At 41.2% G+C, this 15,788-nt stretch carries 14 protein-coding genes and 1 tRNA gene; 10 read left to right on the top strand and 5 right to left on the bottom strand.

Annotated elements, in window-relative coordinates; genetic code table 11:
- Positions 1–32: 32 nt before the first annotated feature.
- Positions 33–392, top strand: coding sequence for a type II toxin-antitoxin system Phd/YefM family antitoxin (locus LC608_RS03240; RefSeq protein ID WP_229552154.1), 360 nt, complete (start codon positions 33–35; stop codon positions 390–392).
- A gap of 39 nt (positions 393–431) precedes the next feature.
- Positions 432–692: a type II toxin-antitoxin system RelE/ParE family toxin gene (locus LC608_RS03235; protein ID WP_308189831.1), complete on the top strand. Its 261-nt coding sequence runs from the start codon at positions 432–434 to the stop codon at positions 690–692.
- A gap of 29 nt (positions 693–721) precedes the next feature.
- On the opposite strand, the gene LC608_RS03230 is transcribed toward LC608_RS03235, so the two are convergent.
- Both LC608_RS03230 and dnaK read right to left on the bottom strand, forming a co-directional pair.
- The gene (locus LC608_RS03230; protein WP_229552153.1) at positions 722–1,717 is read right to left on the bottom strand and encodes a DnaJ C-terminal domain-containing protein; all 996 of its coding nucleotides are present in this window, start codon (positions 1,715–1,717) and stop codon (positions 722–724) included.
- 139 nt (positions 1,718–1,856) lie between these two features.
- Positions 1,857–3,941, bottom strand: coding sequence for a molecular chaperone DnaK (dnaK, locus tag LC608_RS03225; RefSeq protein ID WP_229552152.1), 2,085 nt, complete (start codon positions 3,939–3,941; stop codon positions 1,857–1,859).
- 317 nt (positions 3,942–4,258) lie between these two features.
- Here dnaK and LC608_RS03220 point away from each other — a divergent pair, with 317 nt between their 5' ends.
- Together LC608_RS03220 and LC608_RS03215 are read left to right on the top strand one after the other, a co-directional pair.
- A complete protein-coding gene (locus LC608_RS03220) occupies positions 4,259–5,107 on the top strand; it encodes a M28 family peptidase (RefSeq protein WP_229552151.1) in 849 nt (282 codons plus the stop codon).
- Between the two features lie 215 nt (positions 5,108–5,322).
- Positions 5,323–6,855 (top strand): SagB/ThcOx family dehydrogenase, encoded by a 1,533-nt coding sequence (locus tag LC608_RS03215; RefSeq protein ID WP_229552559.1) that lies wholly within the window; start codon positions 5,323–5,325, stop codon positions 6,853–6,855.
- A 177-nt stretch (positions 6,856–7,032) separates the two neighbouring features.
- On the opposite strand, the gene LC608_RS03210 is transcribed toward LC608_RS03215, so the two are convergent.
- A complete protein-coding gene (locus LC608_RS03210; protein ID WP_229552150.1) occupies positions 7,033–7,293 on the bottom strand; it encodes a DUF1816 domain-containing protein in 261 nt (86 codons plus the stop codon).
- 219 nt (positions 7,294–7,512) lie between these two features.
- Between LC608_RS03210 and LC608_RS03205 the strand changes: the two genes are divergently transcribed.
- Positions 7,513–10,308 (top strand): PAS domain S-box protein, encoded by a 2,796-nt coding sequence (locus LC608_RS03205; protein WP_229552149.1) that lies wholly within the window; start codon positions 7,513–7,515, stop codon positions 10,306–10,308.
- A gap of 10 nt (positions 10,309–10,318) precedes the next feature.
- Positions 10,319–11,842, top strand: coding sequence for an ATP-binding protein (locus LC608_RS03200; protein WP_229552148.1), 1,524 nt, complete (start codon positions 10,319–10,321; stop codon positions 11,840–11,842).
- Positions 11,843–11,864: 22 nt separating this feature from the next.
- Here LC608_RS03200 and LC608_RS03195 read toward each other — a convergent pair whose 3' ends face one another.
- Positions 11,865–12,782 (bottom strand): rhodanese-related sulfurtransferase, encoded by a 918-nt coding sequence (locus tag LC608_RS03195; RefSeq protein ID WP_229552558.1) that lies wholly within the window; start codon positions 12,780–12,782, stop codon positions 11,865–11,867.
- A gap of 73 nt (positions 12,783–12,855) precedes the next feature.
- Here LC608_RS03195 and LC608_RS03190 point away from each other — a divergent pair.
- From LC608_RS03190 to LC608_RS03180, 3 genes are all read left to right on the top strand, one after another.
- Positions 12,856–12,928, top strand: a tRNA-Ala gene (locus LC608_RS03190).
- 217 nt (positions 12,929–13,145) lie between these two features.
- Complete coding sequence (locus LC608_RS03185) at positions 13,146–13,592, top strand: DUF2127 domain-containing protein (RefSeq protein WP_229552147.1); 447 nt, start codon at positions 13,146–13,148, stop codon at positions 13,590–13,592.
- 104 nt (positions 13,593–13,696) lie between these two features.
- Complete coding sequence (locus LC608_RS03180; RefSeq protein WP_229552146.1) at positions 13,697–15,103, top strand: 1-acyl-sn-glycerol-3-phosphate acyltransferase; 1,407 nt, start codon at positions 13,697–13,699, stop codon at positions 15,101–15,103.
- 28 nt (positions 15,104–15,131) lie between these two features.
- On the opposite strand, the gene LC608_RS03175 is transcribed toward LC608_RS03180, so the two are convergent.
- A complete protein-coding gene (locus LC608_RS03175) occupies positions 15,132–15,356 on the bottom strand; it encodes a hypothetical protein (RefSeq protein ID WP_229552145.1) in 225 nt (74 codons plus the stop codon).
- A 293-nt stretch (positions 15,357–15,649) separates the two neighbouring features.
- Between LC608_RS03175 and LC608_RS36760 the strand changes: the two genes are divergently transcribed.
- On the top strand, positions 15,650–15,775 hold the full coding sequence (locus tag LC608_RS36760; protein WP_267870958.1) for a hypothetical protein: 126 nt from the start codon (positions 15,650–15,652) through the stop codon (positions 15,773–15,775).
- Positions 15,776–15,788 lie beyond the last annotated feature (13 nt).

Here is a 15,788-nt window from a genome sequence, read left to right as displayed (position 1 = left end):
AAAATATTTTATAAAGCATTGAATTAGATGCGATGGATATCAAAATTAATCTCGAAAATATTCAAACTCTCACCGATTTCAAACGCAATGCCAAGGATTACCTAGAGCGGATCAAGTCCACAAAGTCGCCACTTGTACTAACTGTAAATGGGAAAGCGGAGGTTGTGGTACATGAAGCGCAAGCGTTTCAGCAGATGATAGATAAACTCGCTCATCTTGAGGAAGAACTCGAAAAATTTAAGCTAGAAGCGTTACGCGCTCAGATCGACATTGGTATTAAGCAACTTGAGATCGGTCAGTATACTGAATATAATGACGAGTCACTTTCGGCTTTTTTTGCAAATATTAAAGCACGAGGGCAGGAAAAATTGGCTGACAGCGATTCTCTATGAGTCGATTTCGGATTTCTACTCAAGCAGCGCAAGCAAGATATTAAAAATATCTGGAAATATGTAGCGCCAAATAATTTAAAAGCTGCTAATAGACTTTTTGATACTCTGCGAGAAAGCTTTCCAAAGCTGGCTAAATTTCCCCAATTAGGCAGACAACTGTCTGAATTAGCACCTTTTTTGCGAAGCTTTCCGGTAAAAAATTATTTAATTTTTTATCGCCCAATAGACGAAGGCATAGAAATTGTACGTATATTGCACGGCTCACAAGATATAGAAACTATTTTTCAAGATGAAGGTTGAGGTCAATAGCTGGATATAGTATCTCATCCCTAACTCAGTAAATCAGCACGGGGTTTAAAGGTTTCAATTTGCCGTAACTTTTCGTACAGTTCTCGTTCTTCTTGACTAATATTTTTTGGGGTAACTATTTGAATTTCCACTAATTGATCGCCACGTTTGCCATCATCGCTGGGGTAGCCTTTATTCCCTAGTCGGAATTTTTGACCAGACCTAACTCCTTGAGGGATGGTCATTTTTACAGGGCCATCGAGAGTTGGTGCTTCTACCTGTCCTCCTAAAACTGCCTCTGTAGGAGTAACTGGTACTTGGCAGAGGATATTTAAACCATCTAACTTAAATAATGGATGAGGATTAACGGTAATTTTTAAGTATAAATCGCCACCACCAACGCCTTGGTTCCGCAAACGGATGGTTTGACCTGTTACCATCCCTGGAGGCATACTAACTTCTAGCGATCGCCCATCTTCCAAACGAATGCGTTCATTACCACCTTGATAAGCTTTTTCTAGCGGGAGCGTTAATCTGGCTTCTATGTCTCGACGGTTAGTGCGAGGCGGGGTGCTAACTGTGTAGGCAACTTTTGTTCTGGGGGAACGAAACGGATCGGCATTATTGCCATTATTGGACTTACTTGCCGTATTTTTATTTTTGACGCCGATAACTTGATTAATAAAGCTTTCAAAATCAGAGAATTGGCTTGGATCTACGTCCTGATTGCCGTTGCGATCGCTAGCGCCACTCTGCCAAGTTTTAGCCTTTGGCGTCTGTTTGTTGCCTGCAAAGCCTTTTTGCTTCCAGTAGCGGCTAAACTGGTCGTACTGCGATCGCTTGGCTAAGTCTGAAAGGACTTCATAAGCCTCGCCAATATCCTTGAATTTTTCTTCAGATTCTTTGTTACCCGGATTGAGATCGGGGTGATATTGTCTTGCTAAACGCCGATAAACTTTTTTAATTTCCTCACCAGAGGCGTCTTTAGATACTCCTAAAATTTCGTAGTAATCGCGGAAATTAGGCAAATTTTGCATAGTTCAATTATTTAAACTTTAGATTTTAGATTTTGGCTTAATTAAGAGTTAGGAATTATGAGTTAGGAGCTAGGAGTTGAAAGATTTAATTTTTAACTCCTCACTTCTCACTCCTGACTTCTAACTTTTTTTAGGAGTATTACAACCAATCATTGTCTTCTTCGTCATCCCAGTTATCTTGGTAGCTGGGACGGGATTTGCGTGGCGGACGGCTTTGGCTTTCATAGGAGGAAGAACGACTGTCTCGGCTATAGTCTCTGCCATAGTCTTTACCGTAATCTCTGCCATAGTCCTTACTGTATGAGTCGCGTTCCCGATATGTATCTCTGGGAAAGTCGCGTTCTTTATCTTTATCACCAGTAAAGATGTCACGGATTGTACCAAACAAGTCGTCATCTTCATCTTCAGCATAAGTTTCCCTGACTTCCCGATTTAGCTCATAGAGAGCATCTTGCAAATCGGCATAAGCTTGGTCAATACCGCGATCGCTATTTTCCTGAAGACTCTCCTTCAGTTGTCGGCAAATATTATCAATTCTTTGGCGGCGGTTTCGGGCAAACTGCATACCAAATTCCAGTGCTACTTCTCTAAGCTGTCGTTCTGCTTGGAAAATCAACGCCTCTGAACGAGTCCGCTTTTCTACTCTTTCTTTACGTTCGCGATCGACATCGGCGTATTTCTGAGCATCCTGAATCATCCGATTCACTTCTGACTCGTTCAAGGTGGAAGCGCCTTGAATGGTGATACTCTGCTCTCGCCCAGTGGTTCTATCTAGGGCTGTTACCTGTAAAATACCGTTAGCATCAATATCAAATGACACTTGAACTTGGGGAATTCCTCGTGGCGCTGGTGGAATACCATACAGCTTGAAACGTCCTAAAGACTTATTGTTTGCTGCCATTTCCCGTTCGCCCTGGACTACGTGGATTTCCACAGTATTCTGGTTATTTTCGGACGTGGAAAAAATGTCAGAACGACGGACTGGGATGGTGGTATTGCGGGGAATAAGTTTTTTCATCACGCCGCCGATGGTTTCCAATCCCATAGATAACGGTGTGACATCTAAAAGCAGCACATCTTTGAGTTCGCCTGCGAGAATTCCTGCTTGAATTGCTGCACCCACTCCCACTACTTCATCAGGGTTGACGTTTTCGTTAGGTTCTATGCCAATTAAGTCCCGTACTAGCTGCTTCACCATTGGCATCCGTGTAGAACCGCCAACTAACACCACTTCTTCAATGTCTCTGGATGAGAGTCCGGCATCTTTGAGGGCGCGTTTCACTGGTGTCCGCAATCGCCCCACTAAATCACCACATAAGCCTTCAAATTGAGAACGTGTTAGACGAGTTTCTAGATGTTTGGGGCCTTCCTGATCGGCAGCAATAAAAGGTAAGTTAATTTCGGTGATGCTGACAGCAGAAAGCTCAATTTTGGCTTTTTCCGCCGCTTCCATCAGACGTTGTAAAGATTGTCTCTCGCGTCTTAAATCTATCCCTTCGACTTCTAAAAATTGCTCTGCTAGCCAATCTACTATTACTTTGTCAAAGTCGTTACCACCAAGTTGCGTATCTCCACTGGTAGCTTTAACTTCAAATATTCCATCGCCTACTTCTAAAATCGATACGTCAAAGGTGCCGCCACCCAAGTCAAATACTAAGATAGTTTCCGTGTCACCCCGATCTAATCCATAAGCCAAAGATGCAGCAGTTGGTTCATTGAGAATCCGCAGCACCTCTAAACCGGCAATTCTGCCAGCATCGCGGGTTGCTTGCCGTTGAGAATCGTTAAAATAAGCGGGTACTGTAATCACTGCCCCTGTTACTGGTTCACCCAAATAGCGACTAGCATCGTCGGCCAATTTCTTCAGCACCATTGCCGAAATTTCTTCTGGGGCGAAATCCTTATTGAGACGAGGACAGGCAACTTTAATATTGCCTACTTCGTCTTTGCGAATGGTGTAGGGTACACGCTTGGAATCTGGACTAAGTTCGGCATATTTGCGCCCAATGAAGCGTTTAACTGCGAAAAAGGTATTTTGTGGATTGAGGACGGTTTGTCGCCGTGCCATTTGCCCAACCACCCTTTCGCCTTCTTTGCTAAAGCCAACTACGGAGGGGGTTGTTCGCATTCCTTCTGCATTGGCAATCACCACCGGCTTGCCACCCTCCATAACGGCGACTACTGAGTTGGTTGTACCCAAGTCGATGCCGACTACCTTGCCCATGCGTTACTCTTCTCCTAAAGTGTCTTATATATTTATTATGATTGGGCGGAACTACCTCTAGCTTTGTGCTATTGGATGAAAACACCTCAATGGTATAATAGTCATCATTAAGGCAATAAGCTAAGAAGTTCAGCTAGAGCAGATAGTTGCAAGACTAGGATAGCATTGACGATGATTGGTATGTCCAAGCAGCCTCAATTCTTGTTATCCAGCTACTTCTATGTACTGTATCTGCAAGTTTGTAAATGCACCTTAATAATACTTGCTTTACTTCTTTGAGTGGCGGACAATCTTAATATTGCAACTATTTTAACCATTTGAATTTAACAGAGCGATTACAAACTTCCCTGGCTGAGATTGCGCGAGAACGCGATCCTTACATGGCAACGGCTGGACATTTTTTTGTCCAAGAATACATCCGCCAGGAATTTTCTCAATGGGGGAGTGTGGAAATCCACACCTTTGAAGTCAGGGGTAAAGCTTGTAAGAACTTGATATTAAATTTACCCTCCCAAGGGAGAGGACAAAAAAAGGATTTGCTACCGATTTTAATTGGCGCTCATTATGATGGCGTTCCGGGAACAGTAGCGGCTGATGATAATGCTACTGGTGTGGCGGTGTTGCTGGAATTAGCCAGAAAGTTTGCTGCCCAAGCTATAAGATATCCCTTAAGGCTAGTTGCTTTCGATATGGAAGAATACGGCTTACTGGGTAGTGCCGATTATGCAGCCCTGTTGCACCAACAAAAGCAACAGCTACGCTTAATGATTTCCCTAGAAATGCTGGGTTATACCGATTCTACGCCTGGTTCCCAAAGTTACCCCCCTCCTCTGGAACGCTTCTACCCAGACAGAGGCGATTTTATTGCTTTAATTGGCAATTTGCGAACATTTCCTGACTTAATTGGCATGAGCCGTAATATTCGCAAAGCTGGCGTACCTAGTCAATGGCTACCTGTGCCAAATCGAGGTTTAATAGTCCCCCAAACCAGACTTAGCGATCATGCACCTTTTTGGGATTTGGGTTATCCGGCAATGATGGTGACAGATACGGCATTCTTGCGAAATCCCCATTATCACAAAGCTAGTGATGCGATCGCTACTTTAAATTTAGATTTTCTGAGCGGTGTCTGTGAAGGGTTGGAAATTGCAATTCGGCGGTTGTGAAAATATTAGGCATGTCCAGAAATTAAATATGCATTATCCAGAACCCTTGTAGAGACGTAGCAATGCTACGTCTCTACATTCTTTTTGCCCATTCCCCATTCAGTTGTTACCAATTACTACTTTGTGAGTCTGAGGATTGTACGAATTGACACGAAACAATGAGGCTAATGAATGCCAAGATCAAAAAAGGATGCCTTAAGGATATTAAAAGTACTATGCCAGAATTACACCAATCAATTGCCCAGCATTACCACGAACGGACTAAATACAACCCTGAGACTCTCGCTTCCAAAAGTCAGCAGTTAGACTGGGCTAAACAGCCAGTGCCTTTCAAAGAGTACAAAATTGGCTCTACTTTTGATCTCAAACCCTATATCCAAGAAAAAACAGAGGGATTTGCTAATAACCCAGACGCTCAATGGTGGCAAAGACTTTCACGCCTGCTGTTTCGTAGCTATGGATTGACGGCGAAAATGCCTTCTATGGGTAGTGCGGTGTATTTACGGGCTGCTCCCAGTGCAGGGGGATTATACCCGGCTGAAGTGTATGTGGTTTCCCGTGGCACGGCGTTATTGCCACCCGGTCTATATAACTACCAGTGTCGGACTCATTCTCTCATGCATTATTGGGAAAGTGATGTTTGGCAAAATCTCCAAGCAGCTTGTTTCTGGCATCCTTCCCTAGAAAATACCCAACTAGCAATTATTGTAACTGCGGTTTTCTATCGTTCTGCGTGGCGCTATGAAGATCGGGCTTATCGGCGGATTTTTCTAGATACGGGACACCTGTTGGGTAATATCGAGTTAGCTGGTGCGATTACTGACTATCGCCCCCATTTAATCGGCGGTTTTGTGGATGAATCGGTAAATGATCTACTTTATATCGATCCACAACAAGAAGGTGCGATCGCTGTCTTACCTCTGGCAGATTTGTTAGATGTCAATCAAAATTTACCATTGGGATGTACTGCTTTACCTTCCGCCACCGAAACCAGTTATCCCGAAATTCCCGATGGTGAATTGCTGACATATTTCCATCGACACACCCAGATCCAATCAGGTGTAACTGGCAATCTCAATTTACCAACTATCAAACAAGAAAAATCTTTAGAGGATAAATATAACTTTCCTTTCTGTTTGAAAATTCCTACCACCACTGCGCCTATAGATTGGGGAGAAAACCTGTCAGAACTAGAAATTACTATGTATAAGCGACGCTCTACCCGCGCTTATAATGGTGATGATTTAACTTTCGATGAATTAAAAGGTTTACTCGATTTTACTTACCAACCACAAAATTACATCGACCAAAGTTTAGATATTTCTCCAGATTACTTTGATTTGAATTTAATAGAAACATTTATTGCTGTGTCGGGAGTTAAAGGATTGGAGGCAGGTTGTTATTATTACGCACCCAAAGCCCAAGAATTACGCCAAATTCGGTTTAAAAACTTCCGGCGAGAGTTACATTTTCTCTGTTTGGGGCAAGAATTGGGGCGGGATGCAGCTGCGGTGTTGTTTCATACAGCCGATTTGAAAGCTGCGATCGCACAATATGGCGATCGCGTTTACCGTTACTTACATCTGGATGCCGGCCATTTAGGACAACGCTTGAATTTAGCAGCAATACACCTCAATGTAGGCGTTAGTGGTATTGGTGGTTTCTTTGATGATCAAGTAAATGAAGTTTTGGGTATCCCTGGCGATGAAGCTGTTCTATATATCACTACTTTGGGACGCCCAAGATAAAACAAACCGCAAAAAACACAAAGTACATAAAGATTCTTTGCGTTTTTTGCGGTTCCTTTCTTAACCTCAACTTCTGGGGATAAATTTATGATGTAAAGATTTTTAGTTTCTAGATTGCACTCTTCAGCATAGCTGCTTTCTTCACTTACTTCTTCTGGTACCTCATTCAACTGAAAACTACTTGCTATAGCTCACTTCTTCATCACAAATCGTTAGTGCATCTGGACGGCAACGTTTAATGACGACTTTTATCCCCAAGACTCCCTCGCTTTCAAGGTCGTCAATATAACCAGGGCAAGCAGCTTTTGCTTCAATAAATGTTTGAAAAGGTCCAAAATAGTAGATGCAGTAAGGACTTTCAGTGATGAGTTCTATCCAGTAATCACTAATAACCTTTTGAATAATTATTGAACCCAAAATTTTAAATTTGTTTAACATAAAAGGAAAAATTAGATTGCTAGTAGGTATTCAACAGCATCTCTGTTGCTCTAATAGTTATCATCTGCTAAAAGCATGAGACATGTAAAATTTAACTATGCTCAATGTTAAGCTTCTATGTGATCATGCCAAGTTACCTTCTGGGTGCGGTGGCTTTTTAGGTTCGTCGAATTCAAGTAAAATCTGATACTACAAAAGATTTTTTTCACACAATCACTAATGCTATCTACAGAAGATGAAAGCCAACGACTAGAAGTACTTAATCAGTATCAAATTTTAGATACACCACCAGAAGAAATTTTTGATGAACTGGCTCAATTAGCTGCTAACTTTTGTGAAACACCAATTGCTCTCATTAGCCTAATTGATGCAGAACGGGAATGGTTCAAGTCAAAAATCGGAGTAACTATATCAGAAATTCCTCGAAGCATTTCCTTTGGTAGTTATACTATCTTACAAAATCAAATATTAATCATCCCAGATACTTTACAAGATGAACGATTTGCAACAAACCCCCTTGTAACATCAAATCATTATTTCCGCTTTTATGCAGGTGTTCCTCTAATTACCTCCAACGGCTTTGCATTAGGTAGTCTTTGTGTAATTGATTTTGCACCGCGAAATATGACTATTAAAGAGCAAGTAGCCTTACAACAGTTGGCAGGGCAATTAATTAGGTATTTAGAGTTACATCGGCAAAAGAATATTGATGATAGCCAAAGGAGTTTTAATCTTCTTTTCTATAAAAATCCTAACCCAATGTGGGTATATAACCAGGATAATTTGCAATTTTTAGATGTAAATGAAGCTGCTGTTATCCACTATGGCTACTCACGAGAAGAGTTCTTGCAAATGCGAATAACTGACATTCGCCCTTTAGAAGATATGCCTATATTCATAGAATATTTAAGAGAAAGGCACTCTAACTTACATTTTTCTGGACAATGGCAACATCGGCGAAAATGCGGAGAGATTATTGATGTTGAAATTGTCACACATACAATAGATTATGCCAGTTATAACGCTCGGTTGGTTAATATACGAGACATAACAGAACATAAACGAATCAAAAGAAAACTTCAAGAAAGTGAAGCGAGATTTAGAGTCATTTTTGAAGCTATTCCAATTCCATTGATTATTTCACGTGTGTCTGACAATTTGATATCATATGCTAATCCAGAGTTTATTAAAAGTTTTCGATTTTCAGGAAAAGATTTCATTAATCAAGAAGTTTTAGATTTATACCATAAATCAGCCGATTTCAAGTTACTATTAGAAGCTCTGAATCAACATGGCTTTGTTCATAACTATGAACTTCAATTAAAAAGAGCAGATGGAACTTATTTTTGGGCGATCGCTTCACTACAATATTTAAATTTTAATAATGAAGCAGCGATTTTAACAGTATTTTATGATATTACGAAACGCAAAACTTTAGAAAAAAAACTTCAAGAGCAAAATGAGTTTTTGCAAATAGTTTTTGAAAGTATACCGTTGATGATTGCACTTTTTGATACCAATGGGAAACTTCAATGGGTGAATCAAGAATGGGAAAGTGTTTTAGGCTGGAAATTTCAAAGCTTACAAGGGTGCAATGTCCTAGAACGGCTATATCCTAATCCTGAATATCGACAAGATGTGATTAATTTTATTCAGTCTGCACAACGCAATTGGAGTGACTTTAAAACTCAGATGCAGAATGGTAATTTCCTCGACACATCTTGGACTAATGTTAAACTTTCAAATGGTCAAATTATTGGTATTGGGCAAGATATCACAGAACGTAAGCGAACTGAACTGGCTCTAAAAGCCCAAGCCGAGCGGGAGCAATTGATGCGAACCGTTGCTCAACGGATTCGTCAATCTTTGAATCTTCAAGATATTCTGAATGCAACAGTTCAAGAAGTGCGAGATTTACTTGGGGTTGATCGAGTGGTAGTTTATCAGTTTAACCCAGAGATGATCGGCACAATTGTGGCGGAATCGGTGGAAACTGGATGGACTGTTTCTTTGGACGTCCAGATTCATGATACATGTTTTCAAGCAGGCGCAGGAGTGGAGTATTATCACAGACGTAAAAGAGCGATCGCTAATATTTATGAAGCGGGATTAACTGATTGCCATATTCGCTTGTTAGAACAGTTTGAAGTCAAAGCAAATTTAGTCGTGCCCATTTTACTAGAAGTCAGCTCTCAGAACCCAGTCTCTCACCTTTGGGGTTTACTGATTGCTCACCAATGCTCAGGTTTACGCGAGTGGGAAGAAAATCAATTAGATTTGTTGGATCAACTGACAGTCCAATTAGCGATCGCAATTCAACAATCCAGCATTCTTGAGCAAGCTCAAACTGAACTTGTTCAAAGACAAAAAGCTCAAGTCAAGTTAAAAAATGCTTTGGCTGAAAAAGAAGTTTTATTAAAAGAAGTTCATCATCGAGTCAAAAATAATTTGCAAATTGTCTCCAGTTTATTACAACTCCAGTCTCAAACACTCAAAGATCCAGAAGCCATCAAAGCTCTTCGAGAAAGTCAGAACCGGATTGAGTCAATATCTCTAATCCATAAAAATTTATATACTTCCGCTAACATTGGACAAATTGATGTTGCTGACTATATCGAGAATTTGGCAGCAAGCTTACTATTTTCCTATCAAATATACCCTGGAAAAATCGCTCTAGAAACCGATATAGATTCAGTTAGCTTGAATGTTGACCAAGCTATTGCTTGTGGACTAGTTATTAACGAATTAATCTCCAATGCCCTCAAACACGCTTTTCCCAACCAAGAAGTAGGCACAATCAGTATTGCTTTACGTAATGTTGGTAATAGTATTGAGATGACTATCCGAGATAATGGGATCGGTTTACCAGATAATTTAGATTGGACAACTACTGATTCTTTGGGGCTGTCGTTAGTATATGACTTGGTTACAGAACAACTAGAAGGCTGCATTACTCTAGAACGCAATCACGGAACAGTATTCAAAATTCAATTCACGCAGTTAACTTTGCATTAGTAAATATCAAATGGACCAAGCTAGGATTTTAGTTGTTGAAGATGAAGTGATTGTGGCTAGAACTATTGCCAGCCAACTCAGACAACTAGGATACATTGTTACGGGTACAGCTTCATCTGGAAAAGTTGCCATTGCCAAAGCATCGGAAACTCAACCAGAACTGGTATTAATGGATATTATTCTTAAAGGTGAGATGGACGGTATTGCTACTGCCAGTCTTATTCGTGAGCAGTTAGACGTTCCTGTAATTTTTTTAACCGCTTATGGTGACGATCATACTTTAGAAAGAGCCAAAATTACCCAACCTTTCGGATATATCGTTAAACCCTTTACTATAAGAGATTTAAAAATAGCGATCGAAATCGGTCTTCTAAAACATCAATTAGAGCGTGAACTGCGAGAAAATCGAGATCAGTTAGCAACCCTTTTAAACTCAATGAGTGATGCTGTAATCGCTACAGATGAGCAGGGAATGATGACATTTATGAATCCCGCAGCTGAGGCGTTGACTGGCTGGCAGCAAAAAGATGCTTTAGGAAATGAGGCGGCGAAGATTTTTCATATTGTCGATGAACTTACAGGAGCTACATTAGAAAACCCAGTAACAAAAGTACTGCGAGATCAACAGGTTGTTTATTTAGGGGAATTCACATCTCTGATTACAAGAGACGGAAAAAGAGTTCCAATTGGTGATAGTGCTTCGCCACTAAAGCGACGAATTGACCAGATAAATGGTGTAGTAATTGTTTTCTGGGATCTTAGCGAACGACACCAAACAAAATTTCTAGAGCAAGCCTTGGAGAAAGAGCAAGAACTTAATCGTCTCAAGTCCTTATTTATCTCTACCGTATCTCATGAGTTCCGTAATCCTTTGACTGTTATTCAAACAGCAGTAGAACTCATAGAAATGCAAGGAGCAAATTTGACAGATGCAAAAAGAGGCATTTATTTAAAGCGAATTCAAGGTGCTGTGCAATCTTTAGAAAAACTCATGGAAGAAGTCTTGTTTATGGGTCGAGCAGAAGCAGAAAAACTCGTATATAACCCTGCTCCACTTAACTTAGAACAATTTTGTCGAGAGTTAATCGAAGATTTTTCTATTGTCGAAGATAGCCTATATGAAATTGTTTTTACCTCTCATAGCGATCGCACCGATGCTGTAATGGATGAGGGACTCTTGCATTACTTGTTTGAAAATCTCCTCTCAAACGCGGTTAAATATTCTCCAGAAGGTGGCAATATTCAGTTGGATTTAATCTGCGACCCGATTAAGAAAGTAGCAATTTTTTATATTCAAGATCAAGGTATAGGGATTCCCGAAGCAGACCAAGCGCGACTTTTTGAGTCATTTTACCGAGCCTCAAATGTCCAATCAATTCAGGGTACTGGATTAGGGTTAGTAATCGTTAAAAGGTGCGTTGATGCTCATAGAGGCCAAATCAGCGTCACAAGTCAAGTTGGAGTCGGTACTACATTTACAGTAATTTTGCCCTTAAATCCTGAATTATCCTTAACTGAAGCTTCTGAATTCTAAATTCTGGATTCGGAATTCTTCTTTAACCCACATCCCGATTTTTGGAATTAAGAACTTGGGTTTGGTAGTGCCGCCATTTTTCCTGCTGACGCGCTCTTTTTTCATCGGTGAGGCTATCAAAACAATAGGGACAGGAGATACCTTGTTCATACTTTGGAGATACCTTATCTGACTCAGTAATCGGATATCCACAACAGAAGCATCGCTCACAACTTCCTTCCTGCAACCCATGACTGACAGTTATGCGATCGTCAAACACAAAACATTCCCCTTCCCATAAACTTTCTTGTGCTGGAACTTCCTCTAAATACTTGAGAATGCCGCCCTTGAGATGATAAACTTCTGCAAAGCCTTGGGCAAGCATGAAGGATGAGGCTTTTTCACAGCGAATGCCGCCTGTACAAAACAGAGCAACCTTTTTGTGTTTAGCTGGGTCAAGGTGGCGTAGCACATAATCGGGGAATTCACGGAATGAGCCAGTTTGGGGATTTTCTGCTCCTTGGAAAGTACCGATATTTACCTCATAATCATTGCGAGTGTCAATTACAGTTACTTCTGGATCGCAAATCAAATCATTCCATTCTTGGGGACTAACATAAGTGCCAACTTGCTCATTTGGGTCAATTTCAGGCAATCCCAAAGTAACAATTTCTTGCTTCAACCGCACCTTCATTCGCTCAAAGGGGGGGGTTTCGGTATAAGACTCTTTGTATTCTAGGTCTACGAGACGAGGGTCAGTACGCAAAAAGCAGAGAACAGAATCAATCGCCTGACGCGAACCAGCAATTGTACCGTTAATGCCTTCTTGTGCCAGCAAAATTGTCCCCTTCACACCTTGCGTTTGGCAGTAAGACAGCAGAGGCTCTCGTTTCTCGGCAAAATCTGGCAGCTTGACAAATTTATACAGTGCTGCAACAACTTGGATATTTTCTGGCTTCATCCCTTTGGTAATGGAACAATATAAGTTACAATTAACTTCGGCAACCAAAGTTACCATACTATTTTAATTTTATGGGGGTTTAGCTCAGTTGGTAGAGCGCCTGCTTTGCAAGCAGGATGTCAGCGGTTCGAGTCCGCTAACCTCCATTAGATATAATTTATCTTAATTTGCGATCGCTGCGGTTTTTGGTGGCCTACGCACATACAAGTCAATGAAAGTTTGGGTTCTATAGGACTCCTATTTGATTGGGTGAAAAACTCGCCCTCAACTGAAAAAGCCTGATTCCCTAGTCCCTGCCTATCGCGCACCACGCAAATAAATTCAAAAATCAAATAAGATTGCTATATCTACTTAGGAGGTTCTTTGAAAAAGCGTCCATTGGGGTTAGTGGCAATTGTTCTCTACAAATCATTTGCCGCATTGCTGCTTATGGTTACTTCGATCGCTTTATTATTGACATTAAAAAATTATCAAGCTCTAGAGGTGTTTTCAAAAAATTATGTTTTAGAAGGTAAATCGATAATTATTGATTGGCTTTTAAAGAAAGTTATCAATTTAAATCCCCAAACCTTGGCATTTAGCGGTATTGGAACAGGAGTCTATGCTATTGTTACTAGTATTGAAGCCGTTGGTTTATGGTACGAAAAGCGTTGGGCACATGTCTTAGTGTTGGGACTTGTCGGTATCAGTGTTCCACCAGAGATTTATGAATTAATTCAGGGGATTTCTCTTGTAAAAATATTGATTTTTGTGTTGAACTTAGTAGTGTTTGGCTATTTATTCCGAAATTTTCCAAAACATCCAAACTAATTTTTTTCAACAAGTGGTTTCCGGCGCATAGACTTCTCTTTGGGTTGACGCAAAACCAAGACTCCACGTTGTACAATCCCTAGAAATACAATCTGGAGAGCGACTTGCCTAGATCGATTCAGTCTACTCAACCACCATTAAAATTCATTCCCCAACGGTTGAACTCGCTGGTACTTCAGATTGTTCGGTGGTTGCTGCCGATCGCACTACGGTTCCGCACTCGTCCTTGGCTAACGGCTGGTATTGTGCGTGTTGAAGCCAAGAATGTTGAGGTATTAGCTGAACTTTATCAACAATTCCAGGCTGGAAAAATTCGCTTTTTGCTGGCATTTCGCCACCCAGAGGTGGAAGATCCTCTGTGTATGCTGTATTTGCTTTCCCGGATTGTGCCACAGGTTGCTCGTCAGAAAGGTATTACACTGCAATCCCTTGTTCACAGCTATTTTCTCTACGATCGCGGTATGACGGTTTGGGCTGGAAAGTGGCTGGGTTGGTTGTTTTCTCGGATAGGAGGTGTGCCAGTTCATCGCGGTAGGCGACTAGATCGCCAAGCTATTCAAACAGCACGGGAGTTGTTTGCTAATGGCGAACTACCGATCGCAGTGGCACCGGAAGGCGGTACTAATGGTCATAGTGGTATTGTTAGCCCCTTAGAACCTGGTGTTGCTCAAATGGGCTTCTGGTGTGTAGAAGATTTGCAAAAAGCCAATCGGACTGAGACTGTAATCATTGTGCCGATCGCTATCCAGTATCGCTACATTGAGCCACCCTGGTCTAAACTGGATTGGCTGCTGAGTAAATTAGAAGCTGATATTGGCTTATCGCCGATGGAAGTTGAGCAAGGCGAGGGCGAAGAGATTTACTATCAACGCCTCTGTAGGTTGGCTGAATATCTGATTACCGAGATGGAAGAATTTTATCGTCGCTTCTATCATCAAGACATTCCAAAAACCATCTCAACTGATGAATCTGCTACTCCGAATCAGGTGTTGATTGCTCGACTTCATCGCTTGCTAGATAAGGCTTTACAAGTTGCCGAGCAATATTTTGGAGTTCAAGCACAGGGAAATCCCATTGATCGCTGTCGCCGCTTAGAAGAGGCTGGCTGGAATTACATTTATCGGGAAGATTTGCCAGATATCAATGCTTTATCACCCTTTAAACGCGGTTTGGCAGACTGGATTGCTCAAGAAGCAGACTTGCGAATGCGTCACATGCGGATAGTGGAAAGTTTTGTTGCTGTCACAGCTACTTATATTCAGGAACAACCGACGGCGGAACGGTTTGGGGAAACAGCTTTGCTTGTATTCGATATGCTTTCTAGAATTCAGGATACAACACTTCCGGGGCGACCTCGGTTAGGTTTGCGAGAGGCACAAATCACTGTAGGAGAGCCAATTTCAGTAACCGAACGCTCTCATAATTGTCAGGGCGATCGCTTGGCGGCTAGACAAGGTGTGAGCGATTTGACAAAAGATTTGCAGGTTGCTTTAGAGAAGATGATTGCTTGATTGCCTGACGCAGAAGTGATAATTATCCTCAAGGAGAACTACTTTTAGAAACTTCTGGACTGCGAATTATTATATGTCCCTTATCACTTTCTTGAATCGCCAACACTGACGGTAGCTCATTAGATTTTGCATTTACGGGCAATGCTCGAAACAAATAAATCCAGCCGCCACGTTCTAGGAGTAAGCGCCAGACTCGCGGCTGCTGTGGATTGCTGATATCAGCATCTTCTCTGCCTCGCAAGTCATCAAACAAACCCCGATCGCCAATAATGCAAATATACTGTTAAAACTATCAATACCTTTGCCAATTTATGAGCCTGAGTTGATTACGCTTTCACTATTACTCGCTGTTATTTGAGGTTTGCTAAAAACAATAAGTTCTAAAAATTCCTTTAAGGTTGACCACAAGTTTTTTTTTACGTATTGACAGCAGTATAGAGGTTTTAAATAACAAACTCCCTTTTAAGCAAAACGCATATGTATGGGTAATTTTGCCGATTTTGCCAAAATTTTTCTAGGCTCTTATTTTGGCAAAGGTATTGAACTATGAAAGCTTTTTTCCAGGGATGGGTTGTAGCAATCTTAGTAATGGCAGCAGCGATCGCAGGAAATATTCAAGCTGTAATGAGCCAAAATGTCAAGACGGGAAATTCTTCGTTAGCACAGACATAAATCAAAGCAGATG

Source organism: Nostoc sp. XA010 (assembly GCF_020829625.1).
Classification (GTDB): Bacteria; Cyanobacteriota; Cyanobacteriia; order Cyanobacteriales; family Nostocaceae; genus Nostoc.
This window is presented reverse-complemented; position numbering and strand designations above follow the sequence as displayed.